The organism is Caballeronia sp. HLA56 (assembly GCF_054655155.1).
The window spans coordinates 1546658-1569190 of sequence record NZ_BAAHOB010000005.1 but is presented as its reverse complement, the minus strand read 5'-3'; the positions used below and the strand labels follow the sequence as shown (position 1 = coordinate 1569190).

Genomic DNA, 22533 nt, shown 5'->3' with positions numbered 1-22533 from the left:
CGCATGAAAGTCGCGCGGTTGGTACGCAGCGAATTCGCGCGATGGCTGGCGATTTAACGTTGAATATCACGTCTTTTGGACGGAGATGACGAGCAAAACGCCAAGCGGACAAACGAGCTACGGTACCGGATCGAAGCCGAAATTACAAGATGAAGCGGCTGGGCGTCTATTTTAACGGGTTTGCGGCGGAGCATCCCGAAAAGAGGCAGGCGCAAGTTGCTGCCCTCCCGTACTAGAAACTCGTTACCAGGCGGACACCGCACCCCTTAGGCGATCAACAAATCCGGCCGCCAGATCAACCGCCGCCACGGCCCCTTTGCGTTTTCGACTTCGCGATTCACGCCGACGAGCGGCACGAACATCAGCAACGCGCCGATGAAGATGAGCGGCACATCGCGCTTCCACGCTGGCACGCCGCGCTCCTGAAAGAGATTCTTGAGCGTGCGGCTAGGCGCATCGGATGCAACGCGCAAACGCTCGCCGCCCGCGCGTGAACGCGCGCTCAACGGCGCGGCGCGCAACACGCTTTCGGCGATGACGTCATCGCCCGGTTCGGCGGCAGGCTCGAACACCAGCGACCCGCGCCACTGCGGCAAACGCCAGACTTCCTCGCCCTGCCAGCGCAGTTCGACCAACGCTCTCGCTTGACTCGGACCGTCGTCGAGATCGGGTGCATCGGCGCTGTCGGCCTTCTCCCAGAACAACGCATTGCGATAAACCCGCAGCGCGTGTCCCACATGATCGATACGAAGCGCGTGCCCGTCGCGCGCGTCGGCGGCTGCGTGCAGTTGACGCAGAATGTCCGCGACACGCGCGGTGGATGCCGCCTGCAAGCCGCGATCTCGCATCCAATAGCGCAGCAGATTGGTCGCGCGTTCGTCGTCGAGTGCGAGCAGCGCATCGAGCGCGAGCGCGCCTTCTTCCGCGTGCCGCGCCTTTTCCATGTCGATGCCCGCCAGCTCGTCGAGCAAGCGTTGCGCCGAAGCGGCATGCGACGCCGTGCGCGCGAGCGCATCGCGAAAGCCGGGGAAATGCACGGCGAGCACCGGCAGCACGTCATGCCGCAGCGCGTTGCGCGCATAACGCGTGTCGGCGTTGGATTCGTCCTCGATCCAGCTCAGGTCGCGCTCATGCGCGTATTGCTCGAGTTGCGCGCGCAGCAGCCGCAACAACGGACGCAGACGCAGCACCTCGCTTGCGTGAAGACGCTGCGGCGCCATCGCCGCGAGGCCCGCGACGCCCGCGCCGCGCAGCAATTGCAGCAGCACGGTTTCGGCCTGATCGTCGGCGTGATGCGCAATCAGAAGCGCCGCCGCGCCTTGCTCGTCGCAGAGATCGTCGAGCGCGCGATAACGCGCATCGCGCGCGGCGGCTTCGAGACTCTCGCCGCCCATGCGGACGACATCGACATGACGCGACGCATATCGCACATCGAGCGAGGCAGCCAGCGCCTCGCAATGCGATACCCACGCATCCGCGTTAGGACTCAGGCCGTGATGGATATGCAGCGCGATCACGCGCGATGCGCCGAAGCAGCGCACGGCGGCATCGAGAAGAACCGTGGAGTCGAGACCGCCGCTGAGCGCGACGGCCAGTAGCGAGTCGGCGGGCAGCGCCGCCTCCGACAAAGCGCCGCGCAACGCCTCGATAACGAGGCGGCCGGCCGGGGTTTCAGTGTCGAAGTTCGCCATGAGGAACGCGGATCACGCGCCCGGCAGCGTTTCCTTGAACTTGCCGTACGCCATCAGCTTGTCGAAGCGGCGCTCGCGCAGATCCTGCACGCTCATGCCCTGGAACTGGCGCAGGGAATCGGCAAGCGCGCGACGCAAAAGCGCCGCCATGCCCTTCGGGTCGCGATGCGCGCCGCCGAGCGGTTCGTTCACGATTTTGTCGATGAGACCCAGCGCCTTCAACCGATGCGCCGTGAGCCCGAGCGCTTCCGCGGCTTCCGGCGCCTTGGCCGCGCTCTTCCACAAGATCGACGCGCAGCCTTCCGGCGAGATGACCGAGTACGTGGAGAATTGCAGCATCATGACGGTGTCGGCCACGGCGATGGCAAGCGCGCCGCCCGAACCGCCCTCGCCGATGATCGTCGTGATGATCGGCGTCTTCAACTCCGCCATGACGTAGAGATTGCGCCCGATGGCTTCCGACTGCCCGCGTTCCTCCGCGCCGATGCCGGGATACGCGCCGGGTGTATCGACGAAAGTGAAGATGGGCAGATTGAACTTCTCGGCGAGACGCATGAGGCGCTCGGCCTTGCGATACCCTTCCGGGCGCGGCATGCCGAAGTTGCGCAACGCGCGCTCCTTGGTGTCACGGCCCTTCTGATGGCCGATCACCATGCACGGCTGGCCATTGAAACGCGCAAAACCGCCGACGATGGCGAGATCGTCCGCATAGGAACGATCGCCATGCAGTTCATGGAAGTCCGTGAACAACTCGTTCACGTAGTCGAGCGTGTACGGACGCTGCGGATGCCGCGCGATTTGCGATACCTGCCACGGCGACAGATTCGCGTACAGATCTTTGGTGAGCTGCTGGCTCTTTTTCGACAGCCGCTCGATTTCTTCCGAAATATCGACAGCGGAATCGTCCTGAACGAAGCGGAGTTCTTCGATCTTCGCTTCGAGTTCAGCGATCGGCTGCTCGAAATCCAGAAACGTGGTCTTCATGTGTTCGAGTCCTAGAACATCGGGCAGGGCGTATTTTAACCGCGTCCGTCCCTGATAAATGCGCGCGGGAACTATCGATTATAAATCAACGATAGTTCGCCAATCTTTTAGTCGGTTCTTAATGGTCCGCGGGAATCGGATTGAGACTGCGCCACATGTACCACGTTGCAACCGTGCGCCACGGCTCCCAGTTAGCAGCCACTTCGCGCGCTTCACTGCGCGTGACAGGTTCGCCGCTGAAGTAGTTGACGCTGATCGCCTGAATAAGACCGAGGTCGTCGAGCGGCAAAACGTCCGGGCGCGCCAGGTTGAAGATGAGGAACATCTCCGCCGTCCACCGCCCGATACCGCGAATCTGCGTCAGTTCGGCGATCACGGCTTCGTCGTCCATCGACGCCCAGGTATCCACGTGCAACGCGCCCGATACGAAGTGCTGCGCGAGATCGAGAATGTACTCCGTCTTGCGTTTGGACAAGCCGCACGCCTGAAGCTTCTCCGGGCCGAGCTTGATGAAACGCGCCGGCACGACATCCGGACAAGCGCCCTTCACGCGCTCCCAAATGGCTTGCGCGGCCTTCACCGAGATCTGCTGGCCAGCAACCGAACGCGCGAGCGTCGAGAAGGGATCGCCCAGATTCACGAGATGCATCTGGCCGAACTTCGGAATGAGTTTCTTGAGGATGCGGTCGCGCTTCATCAGGTCGGCGCACGCTTTGTCCCAGTAATCGGGACGCACGACTTCGCGCGTGAGTCCGCCGATCTGCACGGGCACCTCGGCATCCGCCGTGACGACGCGCGACTTGCGCACGACTTCACCGCGCTCCTTGTCGGCGACGAGCGCTTGCGCGTTCGTGGCATCGCCGGCATGCGCGCGTCCGTTCGCCTTGACGGGCGACGCTTCCGCTTCCTCGCTGCGCGTTTTTGTCACGCGCGCGGATGCGCGGATCGCTTTCGTGTCCGTTTTTGCATCCGCTTTTACGTCCTCACGGCTTACGCCGTTCAGACGCGTGCCGTCGCTACGTTTGAGTGCCGCGCGCTTGACTGCCTTCTGAGCCGAAGCTCTTGCACCATCACTCTTGAGCGTGCTTGTCGTCGCTTGCTCGCCGCGCGTTCGCTTCGTCGCGGGCGATGCATTCCTGACAGACGCGGGTCGCTTGACCGGCGTCTTCCTGGCCGTTGCCATCGTGCCTCCTGCCTGGTGAGTCGATCAGAGGGTATGAAGGGCTGCGTTCACACGCGGCGCCATTCGGTCGACCCACCCGGTTTGTCTTCAAGCGCAATACCGGCTTCGAGCAATTCGGCCCGAATACGGTCTGCTTCGGCATAGTTCCTTGCCTGCTTCGCGGCAACGCGTTCGGCGATCTTCGCTTCGATCTCTTGCGGCGCGAGGCCTTCGGTCGAAGCCGCGCCGCCTGCTTGCTGCAGGAAAGCGCGCGGCTCACGGCCGAGCAGACCCAGCACGCCGGCGAGACCCTTGAGCTGGCGCGCGAGAGAAGTGTCGCGTGTGCGGTTCACTTCGCTCGCGAGATCGAACAGCACCGAGACCGCCACGGGCGTGTTGAAGTCGTCGTTCATCGCAGACTGGAAACGCTGCGCGTTCGCCTCGTTCCAGTCAAGTTGCCGATTGTCCGGCTCGACATCTTTCAACGCCGTATAGAGGCGAGTCAATGCGTTCTTGGCATCGTCGATATGCACGTCGCTGTAGTTCAGCGGCGACCGATAGTGTGCCCGTGCAATAAAGAAACGCACAACTTCGGCATCAAATTTTTCAAGGACTTCGCGAATGGTGAAGAAGTTGCCAAGCGACTTCGACATCTTCTCGTTGTCGATCTGCACATAGCCGTTGTGCATCCAGTAGTTCACGAACGTCTGCCCGGTCGCGCCTTCGCTCTGCGCGATCTCGTTCTCGTGGTGCGGGAACTGCAAGTCCTGGCCGCCGCCATGAATGTCGAACCGGTCGCCAAGCAAGCTGCAGCCCATGGCCGAACATTCGATGTGCCAGCCCGGACGCCCGCGTCCCCACTTCGAGTCCCAGCCCGAGTCCTGCGGCTCGCCGGCCTTCGCCTGCTTCCACAACACGAAGTCGAGCGGATCTTCCTTCGCGTCGTTGGCGGCGACGCGCTCGCCCGCGCGCAAGTCTTCGATGGACTTACCCGACAGCTTGCCGTAGTCAGCGAACTTGCGCACGGCGTAGTTCACGTCGCCGTCTTTCGCGTGATAGGCATAGCCGTTCGCCTGCAATGCATCGATCATGCCGAGCATCTGCGGAATGAAGTCGGTTGCGCGCGGCTCGAGGTCCGGACGCGCGACGCCGAGCGCATCGGCATCTTCGTGCATGGCCGCGATGAAGCGCGTGGTGAGCGCCTTGATGGGCTCGCCGTTGTCCACCGCGCGACGAATGATCTTGTCGTCGATGTCCGTGATGTTGCGCACGTACGTGACTTTATAGCCGAGCGTGCGCAGCCAGCGCTGCACGATGTCGAACACCACCATCACGCGCGCATGGCCGATGTGACAATAGTCATACACCGTCATTCCGCAGACGTACATGCGTACCTCGCCAGCGCGAAGCGGCGTGAAGGATTGCTTGTCACGCGCGAGCGTGTTGTAGATGCGCAGCGAATTCATAGAGAGACAGTGCGTGAACCCGGAACATTCGTGCATGGCATTGCATGCGGCGTGTCGATGCGGGCTTTACGGCCAAGGCGCACTCGCGAAAGCGACACGACGGTCATGCGACCAGAACGAAGACGGCCACGAGTGGCTGAAAAGGAAAGTCCAACAAGAAAGTCCAACGAGTCCGATGCCTCGCAACGCTGCTTCGATACACCGGGCAATACATGCACTTGCAAAGGATAGCTGCAAGCAGCCGGCGCGTGCGCGAAACGTACGGACCTTTTGTTAGAATGGGTCGGAGTATAACACCGGGGCCTGTGCCCATGAAGTGCCCGGCGTGCCGCGCGACGGACTTCGCGCGTGACGCTCGAACCAAGCCCGCGGCCTTTTGCGGCGGGCTTGTCGGCCAAGTTGCCGCATGCTTCGCTGACTTGCTTCGACGCCTGGTTGTCCGCTTGCCGGCCGCTTGCCGGCCGCTCATCCATCAAGCCCGGTTATGATCCCTTCGCTGCTTCATTCCTTGAATCGATTCCAAGTGACTCACGCTCGCGCGCGCATGCCTTCGCACCTCTTCTCTCTTTCCCGCAACATCGCGAGGAACACGCTCATGCGTGCCGGCGCGATCGCGGTCATCAGCATGGCGGCTTCGGTCGGCATCTCGACCACGGCGTTCGCGCAGCTCGCGAAATCCACCACCGACGGCACGCCGCAGATCGACTCGACCATCGCCGGACAAGACTGGAACGCCGCGCTCAAGCAACTCGATGCGCGCATCGCCACCAATCCGACCGACGTGCAGGCGAAGTTCAAGCGCGGCACCGTGCTTGCGCGCCTGAACCGCGACGACGACGCCATCGTGGCCTTCACCGAGCTCACGCAGGCGTATCCCGAACTGCCCGAGCCGTATAACAACCTCGCCGCGCTCTACGCCAAGAAAGGCCGCTACGAAGAAGCGCGCGCCGCGCTCGAAACGGCGGTCAAGGCGAACCCGGGCTACGCGCTCGCATACGACAATCTCGGCGATCTTTATCTGCGGCTCGCGAGCGAATCGTACAAACGCGCGCAATCGCTCGGCTCGACGAGTCCGCTCACGCGTCAGCGCGTGACGGCCATTCAGAACATCATCACGCCGCCACCGGTTCGTCGCGGCGTTGCGGCGAATGGCGCCTCGGGCACGCGCGCCACGACGGCGCCGCAATCGCCATCGGGTGAATGGGCGCCCGCGCAAGGCTCGGGCAGCACCGACAGCGGCACCGGCCTGTCGACCATGCCCTCACCCGATTCGTACTCGCCGTACGGCGGCGCAACCGGGCCGTTCCCGACCGCGCCTTACGTCGCGCCGCAGACGCAGCCTTGAGACACGCGACCACGGCGCGGCGTCGGACAATGCCAATTGGCGCACTCGCGCGTGCAGGCGGTAAGCTGTCGGTCGGCCGCGATTGCGGCTGCTTATCTGCATTCGTTTGCATTCATCACCCGAGGACCGATCCTTCATGAAATTGCTGATGTTGGGGCTTACCAGCGCTGCCCTGATCGCTACCGCGCCCGCCTACGCACAGGCGGCGCAATCCGCCACGGGCGCGCATCCGACCGTGCTGTTCCATACCTCGCAAGGTGACTTCAAGGTCGAGCTGTATCCGGAGAAGGCGCCGAAGACGGTCGCGAACTTCCTGGACTATGTGAAGTCCGGTCAATACTCGGGCACGATCTTTCATCGCGTGATTCCGGGTTTCATGATCCAGGGCGGCGGCTATAGCACGAGTTTCGCCGAGAAGCCCACGCGCGCGCCCATCGCGCTCGAAAGCAAGAACGGCCTGAAGAACACGACGGGCACGCTCGCCATGGCGCGCACCAGCGACCCGAATTCCGCCACGGCGCAGTTCTTCATCAATACGGTCGATAATGCAGGACTCGACTTCCCGAATCCCGACGGCAACGGTTATGCCGTGTTCGGCAAGATCGTCTCGGGCATGGATGTCGTGAAGAAGATCGAAGCGAGCCCGACCACCACGCGCGGCCCAATGCAGGACGTGCCGCAAAAGCCGACCGTGATCGAGTCGGCTACCGTGGTCTCGCAATAAATGCACAACCCGGCAGCGTTCGTTTGGTGAACGCCGCCCATCGTCAATCATCAACATACCGGAGAAATCATCATGGTCGAACTACATACGAACCACGGCGTCATCAAGATCGAACTGGACGCTGAAAAGGCGCCGAAGTCGGTTGAGAACTTCCTCAACTACGTGAAGAAGGGTCATTACGACAACACCGTGTTCCACCGTGTGATCGACGGCTTCATGATTCAGGGCGGCGGCTTCGAGCCGGGCATGAAGCAAAAGCCGACCGATGCCCCCATCGACAACGAAGCCAACAACGGCCTCACGAACGACAACGGCACGGTTGCCATGGCGCGCACGAACGACCCGCATTCGGCAACCGCACAGTTCTTCATCAATGTGAAGGACAACGACTTCCTGAACCATTCGTCGCCGACGCCGCAGGGCTGGGGCTACACCGTGTTCGGCCGCGTGGTCGAAGGTCTCGACGTGGTGGAGAAAATCAAGAAGGTCAAGACCGGCTCGAAGGGCTTTCATCAGGACGTGCCGGTGGACGACGTCGTGATCGAAAAGGCCGTGGTGGTCTGAACACGGCACGCATGATCGACACGAAGTCTTTCAGGCAAGAGGTCGCGCAAAAAGCAGCGGGCGCAGCGCACAACGCGCGCCCGCTGTTTTTCATTTCCGACCTGCACTTGAGCGAGGCGATTCCAAAGACGGTCGCCGCGTTCGAGCATTTCATCGAAGTCACGGCGAGCGGCGCGGACTCGGTTTTCATCCTCGGCGACTTGTTCGAATTTTGGGTCGGCGACGATATCCTGGATGACGCCGTCGCCGACGAGCGCGCCCGCTTCGCGCGCCGCATGACGAAGCTTTTGCATACGCTCACCGAGCGCGGCATCGCGTTATATGTCATGCATGGCAATCGCGATTTTCTGCTCGGCAAGCGCTTCATGAAGGAAGCCGGCGCACTTCCGTTGCCCGATCCGTTCACCATGACCGCGTTCGGCACGCGCATCGTCCTCGCGCATGGCGACGCGCTCTGCACCGCCGATCCTGGTTATCAGCGCTTTCGGCGCTTCGCGCGCAATCCGTTCGCGCAGCGCGCGTTTCTCGCGTTGCCGCTGAAGACGCGGCTCGGCATCGGGCAGCGCATGCGCACGAACAGCGAGGGCGCGCGCATGCAGGGCGAATCGCCGAAATACGACGTGACGCGCAAGGCGGTGTCGGAGCTTTTCATCCGCAGCCGCACGCATACGATGATCCACGGACATACGCATCGTCCGGCGATGCATCGGGAAGTGGAAGGCGCGCGCTGGGTGTTGCCGGATTGGGAACTGGATATGGATGAACCGCGCGGCGGGTATCTGCAGATTGACGAGGAAGGGATTCGCGCGCTGCCGTTGTAGTTCTGGTGCATGACTCTTGGGTTCGCCACGCAGCCGTTGCCGTGCGAGCGCGAAATTCGAACTGCACTCACGCTCTCACGCGCCGCAGCGGCACAAAAAATTACCGCTGCGCGAGTTCGCTTTCCACCTTCCCTTCCATCGACGCGCACAAGCGCTTCAAGTCCACGAGCCCCGCTCCGCCGGCACCATTGAGCGCTTCCACGCGCGCGCCCAGACGTTCGAGCGCGGCGACGATTTCATCGACACGCTGCGTTTGCGTCGATGCGTGATCGATCAAACCGTGAATGGCCAGCGACACCGGATCGTCCGCGTTCGGCGTGATGCCGTAAGCGCAAAAGCCTTCACGCGCGGTTTCCTTTGGCCGCTGCACCGCCGGCATCACGATGCGCGCCGGATTGCCCACCGCCGTGCCGCCCGCCGGAACCGGCTTCACGACGACCGCGTTCGAACCGATCTTCGCCTCCGCGCCGACCGTAAAGCCGCCGAGCACCTTTGCGCCCGCGCCGACGATCACGCCGCGCCCCAGCGTGGGATGCCGTTTCGCGCCGCGCGTGAGCGACGTGCCGCCAAGCGTCACGCCCTGATAGATCGTGCAGTCGTCGCCGATCTCGGCCGTCTCGCCGATCACCACGCCCATGCCGTGATCGATGAACACGCGCCTGCCGAGCGTCGCGCCCGGATGAATCTCGATGCCAGTGAGAAAGCGCGCCATCTGCGAGATGAAACGCGCGAGCCAGCGCCACTGCGCGCGCCAGCAAGCATGCGCGAAACGATGCAGCACGATGGCATGCAGGCCGGGATAGCACGTCACGACTTCAACAGCGCTGCGAGCGGCGGGATCGCGCTCGCGGATGGCGGCGATATCTTCGCGAAGTCGTTGGAACATGTCGTGATCTCGATGGGGTCAGGCGCGAAGCCCAAATGACCGCGCGCGCAAAGCTTATATTTTTGGCGATTGTAGAGTCACTCGGACGGACTCTGCACGATTGTCCCCGCTGCAAGCACGGTTGCTTGCAGCCACATCGCGTTCAGGGTTTTTCGACGCGCGCGAGAATATGTTTGGCGATGCCGCGCAGGATATTCACTTCCTCGTGCTCGAGTCCCGAGCGCGCGAAGAGCCGCCGCACGCGCGACATCAGCTTCTTCGGATTGGCGGGATCCAAAAATTCCAGCGCGACGAGCGCTTCTTCGAAATGCGCGTACATGCCTTCGATCTCATCGCTCGATGCGCCCGCGACGTGCGCGGCCGGCTCGACGAGCGTGAGTTCGGACGCGGGCTCCTGAAACGCGACGCGCAATTCGTAGGCGAGGACCTGCACCGCCTGCGCCAGATTGAGCGAGCTATACGCCGGATTCGCCGGGATATGGGCAAGCGCGCTGCAACGCTCGACATCCGCGTTGGACAAGCCCGTGCGCTCGTTGCCGAACACGAGCGCGATGTCGCCATGCCGCACGAGTTCGTGCGCGCGTTCGGCGAGTGCGCGTGGCGGCATCTGCGGCGGACCGTACTCGCGCATGCGCGCCGTGAGCGCGACGGACCAGCGCACGCCGACGAGCGCATCGGCGAGCGTATCGACGACATGGGCGCTCGCGAGCACGTCGTCGGCGCCGCTTGCCATCGCGATGGCTTCGGGTTCGTTCTTGACGTCGGCCACTCGCGGCGCGACCAGCACGAGGCGCGCGAAGCCCATGGTCTTGAGCGCGCGCGCCGCCGCGCCGACATTGCCAGGATGACTCGGCTCGACGAGGATGAAACGGGTCGACGTGAAGCCGCCCGCGGGCGCGATGAATTGGTTGGTGTCCAAGGATGAATGGTGCTTTGCGTGTTGCTGAATGGTTCGTGCGCGTCGGTATTGCGTCTCGTCGCGCATCAATGGCGTACGGGTACACACAGTCCGCTATGTTAGCGATTGTCGGCGATGTTGGCGGCTTTTTGGTTCGCGCGTCCGGCCAAAAGGCGCGTTTCGGGTAAAATAGCGCGCTTGCGTTTCGCCTCTTCAACTTTGCCTGGCGCCGCGCCCCGCTCTTATCCAATTCGTCTTTCGTCGACAAAGTCGTTGTCGCTCATTTAATTCGCCTGCTCGCGGTTCCTGCCCGTGCACGGCGGTCAAAGGATTTCGCTCATGCATCCGATGCTCAATATCGCTGTCAAGGCCGCGCGCCGCGCCGGACAGATCATCAACCGCGCATCGCTGGACCTGGACCGTATCCAGATCAGCAAGAAGCAGCACAACGACTTCGTGACGGAAGTCGACAAGGCGTCCGAAGCCGCCATCATCGAGACGCTGCACACCGCTTATCCCGATCACTCCATTCTTGCCGAAGAATCCGGCAAGGACGATCGCGACTCCGAGTTCCAGTGGATCATCGACCCGCTCGACGGCACCACGAACTTCATCCACGGTTTTCAGTATTACTGCGTGTCGATCGCGCTCGTGCACAAGGGCATCGTGACGCAGTCCGTGATCTACGACCCGACGCGTAACGACCTCTTCACGGCATCGCGCGGCCGTGGCGCGTATCTGAACGAGCGTCGCATTCGCGTGGGCAAGCTGGATCGTCTTTCGGATGCGCTCATCGGCACGGGCTTTCCGTTCCGTGACGGCCAGGGCCTGAACGGCTATATGCGCCTTTTCAGCGAAATGACCTTGTCGTGCGCGGGCCTGCGTCGTCCGGGCGCGGCGGCGCTCGATCTCGCCAATGTCGCGGCGGGCCGTCTCGACGGCTTCTTCGAGCAAGGCATTCATCCGTGGGACGTGGCTGCGGGCAGTCTGCTCGTCACGGAGGCGGGCGGTCTCGTCGGCAACTACACGGGCGAATCGGATTTCCTGTTCCAGAACGAGATCGTCGCGGCCAATCCGAAGGTGTACGCGCAGATGATCAAGGTGCTCGATCCGCATTCGCGCACGCGGTTGACGGGAGAGTAAGGGCGTTTGGGTTGGCGGGCACGCGCGAGCGTGCCCGCCTAGCGTTTTCCTCGTTCTTCGATCGCCACGCTGCATCACTTCCTGCATCGAATCCGCCGCTCCGATACAGTGCAATCTTTCGCGCACGCGGCAAGGTTCAAGCGCCACAGCACGCTCCTTGGCTGTCCGTTTCCCCCGAACACACCCCGGCGCGCGCCGCACGACGCGCGCCAACTCTCGTTTTGCCATGAAAAAAGGCTTCTACACGATCATTGCCGCGCAGTTCGTCTCGTCGCTTGCGGACAACGCGCTTTTGATCGCCGCGATCGCCATGCTTGCCGTCGTGCAATCGGCGCCGTGGGTCACGCCGCTGCTTCAGATCTTCTTCACGGTGTCGTACGTGGTGCTCGCGCCTTTCGTCGGTGCATTCGCCGATGCCCTGCAAAAGCGCCACGTGATGTTCATCTCCAATGCGCTCAAAGCCGCGGGCTGCGCGCTGATGATCGCGGGCGTGCATCCGATGATTGCATACGGCGTGGTCGGCCTCGGCGCGGCCGCGTATTCGCCCGCGAAGTACGGCATCCTGACCGAACTGCTGCCGCCGCAAAAGCTCATCGCGGCGAACGCGTGGCTCGAATCGGCGACGGTCGGATCGACCATCCTCGGCACGGTGATCGGCGGCGCGCTCGTGAGCCAAGTCGTGGCGCGCTGGGTCGAGAACGCGCACGTGCCGTTGATGCACACCGCCGCGCACGCCGCGATGTTCACGGTCATGCTGATCTACGCGTCGGCGGCCGCGATCAACGCGTTCATTCCCGATACCGGCGCGCGCTACCCGAATCTGCTGAACCAGCCGACGCGCCTCGTCGGCGACTTCTCGCACAGTTTCAAGGTGCTCTGGACCGACAAGCTCGCGCAGATCGCGCTCTGGGTCACGACGCTCCTGTGGGGCGCGGCCGTTACGCTGCAACTGCTCGTGCTCAAGTGGGCCGACGCCAATCTCGGCCTTTCGCTCTCGAAAGCGGCCGTGTTGCAGGGCGTGACGGGCGTGGGCATTGCGCTGGGCGCGGCGGCGGCATCGGCATGGATCGTCTTGCGGCAGTCGCTCAAGGTTCTGCCGGTGGGCGTGCTGATCGGCGCGGTATCGGTGGCCATGGCCTTCTACAACAAGGACATGTTCCCTGCCAATGCAGGCGTGCATATCGGGCCGCTCTTCGCGCCCGCTTATATTCTGATGGCGTATCCGCTGATGATCGCGCTCGGCGGCCTCGCGGGCTTTTTCATCGTGCCGATGAACGCGATTCTTCAGCACCGGGGCGCCGCGCTTTTGTCCGCGGGCGCGTCCATCGCCGTGCAGAACTTCAATCAGAACATCGCCGTGCTGGCCATGCTCGGCTCCTACGCGCTGCTCCTCACGATCAAGGTTCCGGTGCAATGGATCATCGTGATATTCGGCGTGTTCGTCGGCGTGATGATGGCGCTCGCCATGCGCCGCCATTCGCAAAACGAACGCGATGTGGATCTCGGCGCTCTCGTCGAGGAATGAAGCTTGCTACCGAGTGTATCCTGGGTTCGTACCAGGCCGCAAAGCCCAGTGGCCTGTGCAATCGGTCGCGGGCAACCGCGAAAAACCTGGTAGACAGAGCATCAGACGCGGCACGCTGCAATACATGCGGGTTCGCGTCGTGCGACTCTTTTCGGCACGTCAATAAGGAGCAAGGAAATGGGATTGTTCACACGTTCGACGCTCGACAGCAAAATCAATGGCGCAGCCAACGTGGGCCAGCGCGCCGTGCGCGGTGCGAGCGATGCAGTCGATTCGGCCAGCAGCCAGTTGCGCAGTTTGCTCGATGACCTCGAAAGCTCGATCCAGAGCGGCAAGGATATCGACGGCGACAAGCTGCGCCGTGACTTGCAATCGAAGCTCAAGACCGCTCGTTCGCAAATCGACGGCGCGAGTACGGCACTGACAGGCAAGCTCGGCGATGCCGCAGGCTACGCCGACGAATTCGTGCACGACAAGCCGTGGCATACGCTGGGCGCGGTGGCGGGTCTCGCGCTGCTGGTCGGATTTCTGGCCGGACGCGCATAAGGATCAGCGCTTTTAGCGTTGCGTGGTTCTGAGAAGGCGCCGGCGAGTCCGGCGCCTTCGTTCTTTTATCGGCTACTGGAGCACGTACTCGACCCTAGCCCGTTCGGCCGACTCCTCTCGTACGTGCCCGACAGGTTAAACTCATGCCCTATCAGTTGGCGCGCGGCTGAACGCACGCTGCGCCCGGCGTCTTTGCACTTACCGCACGCAAGATGGGCAATCAAACGGCAACTCCCGAACCTTTCTCCAATGCAGCGGCCGCGCTTCCGGCGGATATCGCGCAGCACACTCCCATGATGCAGCAGTACTTGCGCATCAAGTCGGAGCATCCCGGCACGCTCGTCTTTTATCGTATGGGCGACTTCTACGAGCTCTTTTTCGACGATGCCGAAAAAGCCGCGCGCCTGCTCGACCTCACGCTCACGCAACGCGGCACGTCGAACGGCAATCCAATCCGCATGGCGGGCGTGCCGCATCACGCATGCGAGCAATATCTCGCCAAGCTGGTGAAGCTCGGCGAATCGGTGGCGATCTGCGAGCAGATCGGCGACCCGGCGACATCGAAAGGACCGGTCGAACGCAAGGTCATGCGCGTGGTCACGCCCGGCACGCTGACCGACGCGGCGCTCCTCGCCGATAAAAGCGACGTCTATCTGCTTGCGCTCTGCCCCATGCATAACCGGCGCGGCGTGGTGACGAGCGTCGGCCTCGCGTGGCTCAATCTCGCGAGCGGCGCGCTGCGGCTCGCGGAAGTCGCGCCCGAGCAAGTGAGCACGGCGCTCGAACGCATCCGTCCGGCGGAAACGCTTATCGCGGATACCGTCACCGACACGCGCGCTTCCTTCGGCGTGACGAATCTCACGGCGACCACGCGCGTGCCCGCATGGCATTTCGACGTTAGCTCCGGCACCAAGCGTCTCGGCGAACAACTGGATGTAGCGAGCCTCGACGGCTTCGGCGCGCAGACCCTCACCTGCGCGTGCGGCGCGGCGGGTGCGCTGCTCATCTACGCGGCCGCCACGCAAGGCCAGCAGTTGCGCCACGTGCGCAGCCTGAAGGTGGAATACGAGTCGGAGTACATCGGGCTCGATCCTTCCACGCGCCGCAATCTCGAACTCACCGAGACGTTGCGCGGCACGGAATCGCCCACACTGTTCTCGCTTCTCGATACCTGCTGCACGACCATGGGCAGCCGTCTGTTGCGTCACTGGCTGCATCATCCGCCGTGCGATACGTCGATTGCGCAGGCGCGTCAGCATGCCATCGGCGCATTGCTCGATGCGCCCGCCGCGAGCGGTCTCGACGCGTTGCGAAGCACGTTGCGCAAGATCTCGGACATCGAACGCATCACGGGGCGTCTTGCGCTGTTGTCGGCGCGTCCGCGCGATCTGTCGAGCCTGCGCGATACCTTCGCCGCCCTGCCCGATCTGCGCGCCTTGGTGGCAGCCGTGCCCGCGCAGACGGCGGCGCTCGTGCGCATTGGCGGAGCGCTCGAACCGCCGCGCGAGTGTCTCGATTTGCTCACGGCCGCCATCGCGCCCGAGCCTGCCGCGCTGATCCGGGACGGCGGCGTGATCGCGCGCGGCTACGACACGGACCTCGACGAGTTGCGCGACATTTCGGAGAACTGCGATCAGTTCCTGATCGATCTCGAAACCCGCGAACGCGCGCGTACGGGCATCACCAATTTGCGCGTCGAGTTCAACAAGGTGCATGGCTTCTATATTGAAGTCACGCGCGGACAGACTGACAAGGTGCCCGACGACTACCGGCGCCGGCAGACGCTCAAGAACGCCGAGCGCTACATCACGCCCGAACTCAAGACTTTCGAGGACAAAGCGCTTTCGGCGCAAGAGCGGGCGCTCGCGCGCGAACGCTTGCTTTACGACGCGCTCTTGCAAAATCTGCTGCCATTTATTGCAGATTGTCAGCGCGTCGCGGCAGCGCTCGCCGAACTGGATCTGCTCGGCGCTTTCGCCGAACGCGCGCATGCGCTCGACTGGGTCGCGCCCGAGTTCGCCGCGGGTGCGGGCATCGATATCGAACAAGGGCGGCATCCCGTGGTCGAGGCGCAGGTCGAGCAATTCATCGCCAACGACTGTTGCCTGTCGCAAGAGCGCAAGCTCTTGCTCATCACCGGTCCGAACATGGGCGGCAAGTCCACTTTCATGCGGCAAACGGCGTTGATCGCGCTTATGGCCCACGTCGGCAGCTACGTGCCGGCGAAGCGCGCATGCTTCGGCGCGCTGGACCGCATCTTCACGCGAATCGGTGCGGCGGACGATCTCGCGGGCGGGCGCTCGACGTTCATGGTGGAGATGACCGAAGCGGCCGCCATTCTCAACGACGCGAGCGCATCCAGCCTCGTGCTGATGGATGAAATCGGGCGCGGCACGTCCACGTTCGATGGCCTCGCGCTGGCATGGGCCATCGCGCGCCATCTGCTCACGCATAACGGCTGCTACACGCTCTTCGCCACGCACTACTTCGAGCTCACGCAACTGCCCACGGAGTTTACGCAGGCGGCCAACGTGCATCTTTCGGCCGTCGAGCACGATCATGGCATCGTGTTCCTGCATTCGGTCAATGAAGGTCCGGCCAATCAGAGTTATGGTCTGCAAGTCGCGCAACTGGCTGGCGTGCCGTCCGCGGTGATCCGCGCGGCGCGCAAGCATCTCGCGCATCTGGAGCAGCAGTCCATCGGCCAGCCGACGCCGCAATACGATCTCTTCGCGAGCCCGGCTTACCATTATGAAGACGAGCCGGAAGCATCGCCGGTTCACGCGCCGCCCGAGCATCCCGCACTCGACAAGCTGCGTTCACTCGATCCGAACGAGTTGCGTCCGCGCGATGCGCTCGAACTGCTGTTCGAATTGCACGACATGGCGAAGTCCGCGGCGGATGACGCGCGTTGAGCGCCTCTCGGCGGGCAATCTAATGCGCGCGTTCTGCGCGGCGGCACTGCTTGGTGCCGCGCTCACGCACGCCCACGCTCAAGGCGAAGACAACGGGCCGCTGACCTTCGCCGTCATTGCCGATTCTCTTTCGCGTCCCGCCGACGAAGCGCCCGTGCGGCAAATGCTCGATGCCATCGGCCGCGATCGGAATCTGGCGTTCATCGTCTATGACGGAAATCTGAAGGGACCGGCCGAAGCATGCCGCGACAGCGTGTATCAGTCGCGTCACGATCTTCTCGATGCATCGCGCACGCCGCTCATCATGCTGCTCGGCGAACACGACTGGGCCGATTGCGGCTCGGCGCGCTCAGGCGCATACGATCCGGTCGAACGGCTCGATTTCGTGCGTCAGCAATTTTTCGGCGATGCAGGCTCACTTGGACAGAACCCGCTCACGCTCGCACGCGAAAGCGATGTCGCGCGCTTTCGCTCGTTCCGCGAGATCGTGCGTTGGCAAGCGAACGGCGTCGCGTTCATCGGACTCAATGCGCCGAGCCCGAACAATCACTACCTGACGGCCGGCGGGCGCAACGGCGAGTTCGAGGATCGCGCGGTGGCGACCACGTTCTGGCTCGAACATGCGGCGGAATCGGCGCGACGTTCGGGCATGCGCGCGCTCGTCGTGCTCATGCAGGGCGATCCGGATTTCGCGCGCTATGAAAAGCGCGATCGTTTTGCGTGGCTGCGCTTTTCGCGCACGAACCCGGTACGCGACGGCTTTCTCGAACTGAAGCGCAGCCTCGTGAAAGCGGCGGAGACGTTTCGCGGACCGGTGATCGTCATTCATGGCGGCGACGCGAGCGAGCCGAGCGGCTTTCATATCGATCAGCCCTTGCACAACGACAAGGGATTGGTGGTGACGAATCTCACGCGGGTTGCCATTGCGTTGAAGAAACCGCAAACGCAGTGGCTCGAAGTTCAGAGCGATGCTTCTTGGCATCCGCCATTCCGGCTGCGCGTGCGCAACGTGAGCGATGTCCGCAAGCGCGACAGCAGCGATCAGCAAAACGAAGCACCTGCGCAATCGAGCGGTTCGTCTGCACCACTGGGTGCGTCTTCTTATGCGGCGCCCATCGTGCCGCCATCCACGCCGCCCGCCTTGCCGCGCGATGACCTTCCCGCTCCGTTGCCCGCGCCACCTTCCTTACCGCAGCCGCCTGCATCGGACCTGCCACCGGTCTTCACGCCGCAATCCATGCCGCCATTGTTTCCATTGCCGGCATCGGGCGTACAGAACGGTGCAGCGCCTCAAGGCTCGAACGAAAGCAATCGATATTAAAAAAGCGCAGCAAGCGCTGCGCTTTTCGGGTTGCATCAAACAAGATGATCAGTGCAGCGTGGGGCCCGCGTCTTTCGGCGGCTCTTCGTCATCATCTTCGTCGTCGGCCACTTGAAGGCCGTCCGCGCCATGCGCGTGCTGATGCACGATTTCGTCTTCCGTGGCCGTGCGCACTTCCTGCACCGACAATGCGAAGCGCAGCGCCATGCCTGCGAGCGGATGATTGCCGTCGAGCACGACCTTGTCTTCGGCAACGTCGGTCACCGTATAAATGAGCGAGTCGAGTTCGTCGTCGGCGTCTTCGGGCGTGCCTTCGAACTGCATGCCCACTTCGAGCGGTTCGGGGAAACGGCTGCGTTCCTCGATCTTCACGAGTTCAGGGTCGTACTCGCCGAATGCATCTTGCGGCTCCAGTTGAATGGACGTTTCATAGCCGGGTTCGCGACCATCGAGCGCTTCCTCGATCTTGGGGAACGTGCCATCATAGCCGCCGTGCAGATAGACCATCGGCTCGTCGCTTTCCTCGATCAGATTGCCTTGTGCATCCGATAGCTTGTAAGCGACCAGAACGACAGTGTCTTTCGCAATTTTCATTGGATCCTCCAAGATACAAGCCTCGATTATACGATGCCCAAGCGGCCACCTGAAGCAACACCCATCCCCGATTCCAGCCTGCGTCCCAACATGCACAAGCCTGGCGCACCGTTACCCGACGAGCCTACGCCTCTGTTGGGCAACCGCACGCCGCGACAGTTCATGCGGCGTTACTGGCAGAAGAAGCCGCTCCTGATTCGCCAGGCGTTCCCCGGCATGAAGGCGCCGCTGTCGCGCGACGAACTCTTCGAACTCGCCGATCTCGACGACGTCGAATCGCGCCTCATCACGCATTTTCGCAATACGTGGAACATGGAGCACGGACCGTTCGCATCCGACGAACTGCCGGCCGTCAAGAAGCGCGAATGGACGCTGCTCGTGCAAGGCGTGAACCTGCATGACGATCGCGCCGCCGCGTTGATGAACTGCTTTCGCTTCATCCCCGATGCGCGTCTGGACGATCTCATGATCTCCTATGCGACGGATGGCGGCGGCGTCGGCCCGCACTTCGACTCTTACGATGTGTTCCTGCTTCAAGTGCATGGCAAGCGCCGCTGGCGCTTCGGCGCACAGCGCGATCTCTCGTTAAAACCCGACATGCCGTTGAAAGTTTTACAGCACTTCGAGCCTGAGGAAGAATGGGTGCTGGAGCCGGGAGACATGCTGTATCTGCCGCCTCATATCGCGCATGACGGGATCGCCGAGGGCGAGTGCATGACTTGCTCTATCGGCTTTCGCGCGCCTTCCACGCGAGAACTCACGGCGCAGTTCCTCTATCACCTAGCCGAACGCATGGGCGATACACCGGCGAACGCAAAAGCGCAGGCGCGCTATCGCGATCCGCAACAGGAGCCGGTTACGAAACCCGCGCTTTTGCCGCAGCTTCTGCTCGACCGGGTTGGCTCGATCCTTGCGGATATCAAATGGACCGAAAAGGATATCGCGGCGTTTTTAGGCAGTTATTTGAGTGAGCCGAAAGCGAATGTCGTTTTTGATCCGCCGGAGCGTGCGCTTAATCAGCAAAAGTTTGTAGAGCGCGCGAAGAAGGCAGGTATAACGCTCGACCGTAAGACTATTCTGCTCTATGACAAGACGTCTTATTTTGTTAATGGCGAGGCTGAAGCGTTAACTGCAAGGGCTAAAAAGTGGCTTCCCGAACTGGCCGATGCACGTTGCCTTGAAGGGAAACGCTTTGTAACACTTACAGATGATTCTTCAATGACATCGCTGCTGCACGAATGGTATTGTGCGGGCTGGATTAAGCTGGACTCTTTGATCCGAATTGCTTGACAGCCAATGTGCCGCCAAGTATTTGCGGAACTAATTGTTTTGCTGTCCCGCAATATGAAAATTTGTATGAGAAAGACAACGTATCGGCCCCCGATTTATCGACGGTCGCGTCGAAAGTGCCTATAATTTCCGGCCAAGCCGTAGGATGTCTCACAACAAAAAAATATTGTGGGGCTCCACAGCGGCCCAGGTCGGTGTTGGAGCACACATTACCGGTACTTTGCGCTGTTGCTTACCTTTAACCATAAAAGGACGTGATCATGAAGAAATCCCTCCTCGTAGCATCCCTGTTGGCTGCTGTTGCTCTTGCTGCATGCAACAAGTCTAGCGATTCGGCTGCTCCGAGCGCTGCAAGCGATACGTCGGCTGCTTCGGCACCGGCGGCTGCTGCTTCGGACGCAAACGCTGCAGCATCGAGCGCTTCGGCCGCTGCAAGCGACGCAGCTTCGGCTGCTGGCGCAGCATCGGACGCTGCCGCTTCGTCGGCTGCCCCGGCCTCGGGCGCAAGCCAGTAAGGTTGAGTCCTTACTTAGTGCGGGCTGCTTCATTGCAGCTTGCATGCAAAAAAACCGGCTTTTGAGCCGGTTTTTTTGTGCCTGCGTTTTCTATGCGAGTTGCTTAGATGATCAAAGCGCGAGCCAATCGAACCCTTCGGTCTGCGTTGCAACGACGACATCCACCGCCGACGCACACACTACACTAGCGAGCGCAGCCTGCGCCAGATGCGGCAGATTGTTTTGCTGACTGAGATGCGCGGCAACCAGATGACGCAACTTTGAACGGTCGAGCGCCGCGAGAATCGCAGCAGCGGCGTCATTATTCAGGTGTCCGTGCGTTCCGCCGATGCGCGCCTTCAACGAAGCCGGATAGCGGCTTCCCGCGAGCATTTCGATATCGTGATTGGACTCGAGCACGAGCGCATCGCACCCGCTCAACACGTTCAGAATGTGCGGCGTCGACACACCCACGTCGGTTAGCACGCCGAGACGGCTTGAGCCGTCCGAAAACACGTACTGCAAGGGCTCTCGTGCGTCGTGCGGCACCGTGTAAGGCAAGAGGCTGATATCGCCGATGGCGACGCTCTCATCGCCCCACAACACGTTGAGCTGTACGTTCGCTTCGTCGGCGCCGCATGCGCGCGCCGTGCCCCAACTCATATGCAATGGAATGGACCACTTGCGCGCAAGCGTCAGCGCGCTGCCGATATGATCCGTGTGTTCATGCGTGATGACGATGGCATCGAGCTCGTCCGCGCGGCAGCCGAGCCGCGCGAGCCGGCGCTCGGCTTCCTTCGCGGAGAACCCGCAGTCGAGCAGCACGCGCGTGGTGGTCGTGCCGCTCGTCGCCTCGACGAGCAATGCATTGCCTTCGCTACCGCTGCCAAGGCTCGCAAATCTCACAATGTGTCCATGTCGATACGCGAATATTCAGTTCAACTGCGCGTGCAGCAAGGACACGATACGCTGCGCATCCGACGAATTGTCCGGCTGGCCGTTGGCGTCGACCACGGCGATCTGCGTAAGCGCATCCGCCTTCGGCTTCACGTTGACGAAGAACTGGCGTGTAGGCATGGGCGTGTTGCTCGAAAACAGCTTGCCGAAGAAACCTTCCTTCTTCAGCTCCGCCATGGAGTCCGAATAATGCACGTAGTAGAGACCCTTCGCGCGGTCGCGATTGTCCACCGTGAAGTTGGTGCGATCGAGCGCGAGGCCCACGCGCAGCCACGCGCGATCGAACGGTTCCGCCAGATCGAGCGTCGAGCCGCCCGCGGCTGAATCGACCGCGACTTTCGCGCCCGCCGGACGCGCCTGCGTCACGAGCTTTTTGCCCTGGTCTTCGGTCAGGCCGAACTTCTGCATGATCTTCACGAGAATCGCGGCTTCGAGCGCCGGATTGCGCGGACGCGTTTCCCAGCGCGACGAAGTCTTGTCCTGACCCGTCAGCACTTCTTCCATCGCGCTATGCGTGACGTTGATGTCGGTCGAGCCGTCCGCCGCGCGATCCACTTGCGTGCGGAACATGTCGCGCGTACCCGACGAATACGCGAAGTCGATCAGCTTGCCGACGCTCTTTCTGAACCAGTCGTCCGGAATGTTCGCGCGATTCTCGGCCCAGTCGGTCGCCATGATGCCGGTCTGCGGCGAGTCGGTCTTGAGCGTAAAGCCGTTCTCCGTCCAGAACTCCTGCAGTTGCGGCCAGACTTGGTCGGGCACACGGCCGTCGACGACGAGCCAGCGGCGGTCGCCATCGCTTTCCACGTGCATGCCGTACGGATCTTGCGCTGTCGGCACGCCGAGCGTGGTGTTGCCGGCCGGCGTGACCGAACGCGCGGCGGTGCCGCCGAGCGTGTTTTCCTTCGGCGGCGCGGCGTAACGCTGGCTGATGTCGGCGGTGGAAAGATCGGACGGCACGGCCAACGCGGGCGCGGTCTCAGCAGCCTTGTAGTTGACGCGGTCCGGCGCGAGCCAGTCGTTGAGCGTATCGCAGCCGGCAAGCGCGAAGACGGCGCTGACGCCGAGTGACAACACGCTCAGGCGTTTGGCTTGAGTAAGAAGAGCGGAACGGTTCATGAGGTCCTTCTTTGCTGCTGATGACGCATTGCCTCGCGTCGTTCCCGCGTTATTCGTGCGGGCCGACGGGGCCAATGAACGGCGGTTG

General features: G+C 62.4%; 20 protein-coding genes. 11 read left to right on the top strand and 9 right to left on the bottom strand.

All coding sequences use genetic code 11. The features are described 5' to 3' along the window. Positions 1–266: 266 nt before the first annotated feature. From tilS to cysS, 4 genes are all read right to left on the bottom strand, one after another. A complete protein-coding gene (gene tilS / locus ACYQ47_RS26910; RefSeq protein ID WP_244825545.1) occupies positions 267–1691 on the bottom strand; it encodes a tRNA lysidine(34) synthetase TilS in 1425 nt (474 codons plus the stop codon). 12 nt (positions 1692–1703) lie between these two features. After that, positions 1704–2675: an acetyl-CoA carboxylase carboxyltransferase subunit alpha gene (locus ACYQ47_RS26905; protein WP_244825547.1), complete on the bottom strand. Its 972-nt coding sequence runs from the start codon at positions 2673–2675 to the stop codon at positions 1704–1706. A 118-nt stretch (positions 2676–2793) separates the two neighbouring features. Then, positions 2794–3858 carry a DNA-3-methyladenine glycosylase family protein gene (locus ACYQ47_RS26900; RefSeq protein ID WP_250492554.1) on the bottom strand — a complete coding sequence of 355 codons (1065 nt, stop codon included), beginning with the start codon at positions 3856–3858 and terminating at the stop codon, positions 2794–2796. Between the two features lie 47 nt (positions 3859–3905). Further along, the gene (gene cysS, locus ACYQ47_RS26895) at positions 3906–5303 is read right to left on the bottom strand and encodes a cysteine--tRNA ligase (protein ID WP_459907789.1); all 1398 of its coding nucleotides are present in this window, start codon (positions 5301–5303) and stop codon (positions 3906–3908) included. A gap of 544 nt (positions 5304–5847) precedes the next feature. Between cysS and ACYQ47_RS26890 the strand changes: the two genes are divergently transcribed. From ACYQ47_RS26890 to ACYQ47_RS26875, 4 genes are all read left to right on the top strand, one after another. Then, entirely contained in the window at positions 5848–6648 is an 801-nt protein-coding gene (locus ACYQ47_RS26890; protein WP_459907787.1) for a tetratricopeptide repeat protein, read from the top strand. A gap of 136 nt (positions 6649–6784) precedes the next feature. Further along, positions 6785–7372 (top strand): peptidylprolyl isomerase, encoded by a 588-nt coding sequence (locus ACYQ47_RS26885; RefSeq protein WP_244825554.1) that lies wholly within the window; start codon positions 6785–6787, stop codon positions 7370–7372. Positions 7373–7444: 72 nt separating this feature from the next. Then, positions 7445–7936: a peptidylprolyl isomerase gene (locus ACYQ47_RS26880; RefSeq protein ID WP_244825556.1), complete on the top strand. Its 492-nt coding sequence runs from the start codon at positions 7445–7447 to the stop codon at positions 7934–7936. Positions 7937–7947: 11 nt separating this feature from the next. Continuing rightward, on the top strand, positions 7948–8757 hold the full coding sequence (locus tag ACYQ47_RS26875; RefSeq protein WP_459907784.1) for a UDP-2,3-diacylglucosamine diphosphatase: 810 nt from the start codon (positions 7948–7950) through the stop codon (positions 8755–8757). A gap of 100 nt (positions 8758–8857) precedes the next feature. On the opposite strand, the gene cysE is transcribed toward ACYQ47_RS26875, so the two are convergent. After that, positions 8858–9643 carry a serine O-acetyltransferase gene (gene cysE / locus ACYQ47_RS26870; RefSeq protein WP_309843536.1) on the bottom strand — a complete coding sequence of 262 codons (786 nt, stop codon included), beginning with the start codon at positions 9641–9643 and terminating at the stop codon, positions 8858–8860. A 142-nt stretch (positions 9644–9785) separates the two neighbouring features. Further along, on the bottom strand, positions 9786–10562 hold the full coding sequence (locus ACYQ47_RS26865; protein WP_459907781.1) for an RNA methyltransferase: 777 nt from the start codon (positions 10560–10562) through the stop codon (positions 9786–9788). Between the two features lie 318 nt (positions 10563–10880). Here ACYQ47_RS26865 and ACYQ47_RS26860 point away from each other — a divergent pair, with 318 nt between their 5' ends. The 5 genes from ACYQ47_RS26860 (at position 10881) to ACYQ47_RS26840 (ending at position 17991) form a co-directional block, all read left to right on the top strand. Next, positions 10881–11684: an inositol monophosphatase family protein gene (locus ACYQ47_RS26860; RefSeq protein WP_244825561.1), complete on the top strand. Its 804-nt coding sequence runs from the start codon at positions 10881–10883 to the stop codon at positions 11682–11684. 226 nt (positions 11685–11910) lie between these two features. Further along, positions 11911–13209, top strand: a complete 1299-nt coding sequence (gene lplT / locus ACYQ47_RS26855) for a lysophospholipid transporter LplT (RefSeq protein ID WP_459907778.1) — start codon at positions 11911–11913, stop codon at positions 13207–13209. 177 nt (positions 13210–13386) lie between these two features. Further along, complete coding sequence (locus ACYQ47_RS26850; RefSeq protein WP_244825565.1) at positions 13387–13755, top strand: ElaB/YgaM/YqjD family protein; 369 nt, start codon at positions 13387–13389, stop codon at positions 13753–13755. Between the two features lie 212 nt (positions 13756–13967). After that, on the top strand, positions 13968–16670 hold the full coding sequence (gene mutS, locus ACYQ47_RS26845) for a DNA mismatch repair protein MutS (RefSeq protein ID WP_459907776.1): 2703 nt from the start codon (positions 13968–13970) through the stop codon (positions 16668–16670). Further along, entirely contained in the window at positions 16657–17991 is a 1335-nt protein-coding gene (locus ACYQ47_RS26840; protein ID WP_459907774.1) for a hypothetical protein, read from the top strand. The genes mutS and ACYQ47_RS26840 overlap by 14 nt, the downstream gene beginning before the upstream one ends. A gap of 48 nt (positions 17992–18039) precedes the next feature. Here ACYQ47_RS26840 and ACYQ47_RS26835 read toward each other — a convergent pair whose 3' ends face one another. Next, positions 18040–18585 (bottom strand): FKBP-type peptidyl-prolyl cis-trans isomerase, encoded by a 546-nt coding sequence (locus ACYQ47_RS26835; RefSeq protein ID WP_244825571.1) that lies wholly within the window; start codon positions 18583–18585, stop codon positions 18040–18042. A gap of 33 nt (positions 18586–18618) precedes the next feature. On the opposite strand from ACYQ47_RS26835, the gene ACYQ47_RS26830 reads away from it, so the two are divergent. Further along, positions 18619–19875 carry a JmjC domain-containing protein gene (locus tag ACYQ47_RS26830; RefSeq protein WP_459907772.1) on the top strand — a complete coding sequence of 419 codons (1257 nt, stop codon included), beginning with the start codon at positions 18619–18621 and terminating at the stop codon, positions 19873–19875. Positions 19876–20135: 260 nt separating this feature from the next. Beyond that, positions 20136–20390, top strand: a complete 255-nt coding sequence (locus tag ACYQ47_RS26825; RefSeq protein WP_244825575.1) for a hypothetical protein — start codon at positions 20136–20138, stop codon at positions 20388–20390. A 111-nt stretch (positions 20391–20501) separates the two neighbouring features. Here the strand turns inward: ACYQ47_RS26825 and ACYQ47_RS26820 are convergent, their stop codons facing one another. Further along, positions 20502–21275 carry an MBL fold metallo-hydrolase gene (locus ACYQ47_RS26820; RefSeq protein ID WP_459907769.1) on the bottom strand — a complete coding sequence of 258 codons (774 nt, stop codon included), beginning with the start codon at positions 21273–21275 and terminating at the stop codon, positions 20502–20504. A 27-nt stretch (positions 21276–21302) separates the two neighbouring features. Next, the gene (gene bamC / locus ACYQ47_RS26815; protein ID WP_244825578.1) at positions 21303–22445 is read right to left on the bottom strand and encodes an outer membrane protein assembly factor BamC; all 1143 of its coding nucleotides are present in this window, start codon (positions 22443–22445) and stop codon (positions 21303–21305) included. Positions 22446–22533 lie beyond the last annotated feature (88 nt).

What these genes read in the sequence shown, in the direction of transcription:
- tilS (WP_244825545.1), bottom strand. Translation starts at nt 1,691, where the DNA reads ATGGCGAACTTCGACACTGAAACCCCGGCCGGCCGCCTCGTTATCGAG.
- ACYQ47_RS26905 (WP_244825547.1), bottom strand. Translation starts at nt 2,675, where the DNA reads ATGAAGACCACGTTTCTGGATTTCGAGCAGCCGATCGCTGAACTCGAA.
- ACYQ47_RS26900 (WP_250492554.1), bottom strand. Translation starts at nt 3,858, where the DNA reads ATGGCAACGGCCAGGAAGACGCCGGTCAAGCGACCCGCGTCTGTCAGG.
- cysS (WP_459907789.1), bottom strand. Translation starts at nt 5,303, where the DNA reads ATGAATTCGCTGCGCATCTACAACACGCTCGCGCGTGACAAGCAATCC.
- ACYQ47_RS26890 (WP_459907787.1), top strand. Translation starts at nt 5,848, where the DNA reads ATGCCTTCGCACCTCTTCTCTCTTTCCCGCAACATCGCGAGGAACACG.
- ACYQ47_RS26885 (WP_244825554.1), top strand. Translation starts at nt 6,785, where the DNA reads ATGAAATTGCTGATGTTGGGGCTTACCAGCGCTGCCCTGATCGCTACC.
- ACYQ47_RS26880 (WP_244825556.1), top strand. Translation starts at nt 7,445, where the DNA reads ATGGTCGAACTACATACGAACCACGGCGTCATCAAGATCGAACTGGAC.
- ACYQ47_RS26875 (WP_459907784.1), top strand. Translation starts at nt 7,948, where the DNA reads ATGATCGACACGAAGTCTTTCAGGCAAGAGGTCGCGCAAAAAGCAGCG.
- cysE (WP_309843536.1), bottom strand. Translation starts at nt 9,643, where the DNA reads ATGTTCCAACGACTTCGCGAAGATATCGCCGCCATCCGCGAGCGCGAT.
- ACYQ47_RS26860 (WP_244825561.1), top strand. Translation starts at nt 10,881, where the DNA reads ATGCATCCGATGCTCAATATCGCTGTCAAGGCCGCGCGCCGCGCCGGA.
- lplT (WP_459907778.1), top strand. Translation starts at nt 11,911, where the DNA reads ATGAAAAAAGGCTTCTACACGATCATTGCCGCGCAGTTCGTCTCGTCG.
- ACYQ47_RS26850 (WP_244825565.1), top strand. Translation starts at nt 13,387, where the DNA reads ATGGGATTGTTCACACGTTCGACGCTCGACAGCAAAATCAATGGCGCA.
- mutS (WP_459907776.1), top strand. Translation starts at nt 13,968, where the DNA reads ATGGGCAATCAAACGGCAACTCCCGAACCTTTCTCCAATGCAGCGGCC.
- ACYQ47_RS26840 (WP_459907774.1), top strand. Translation starts at nt 16,657, where the DNA reads ATGACGCGCGTTGAGCGCCTCTCGGCGGGCAATCTAATGCGCGCGTTC.
- ACYQ47_RS26835 (WP_244825571.1), bottom strand. Translation starts at nt 18,585, where the DNA reads ATGAAAATTGCGAAAGACACTGTCGTTCTGGTCGCTTACAAGCTATCG.
- ACYQ47_RS26830 (WP_459907772.1), top strand. Translation starts at nt 18,619, where the DNA reads ATGCCCAAGCGGCCACCTGAAGCAACACCCATCCCCGATTCCAGCCTG.
- ACYQ47_RS26825 (WP_244825575.1), top strand. Translation starts at nt 20,136, where the DNA reads ATGAAGAAATCCCTCCTCGTAGCATCCCTGTTGGCTGCTGTTGCTCTT.
- bamC (WP_244825578.1), bottom strand. Translation starts at nt 22,445, where the DNA reads ATGAACCGTTCCGCTCTTCTTACTCAAGCCAAACGCCTGAGCGTGTTG.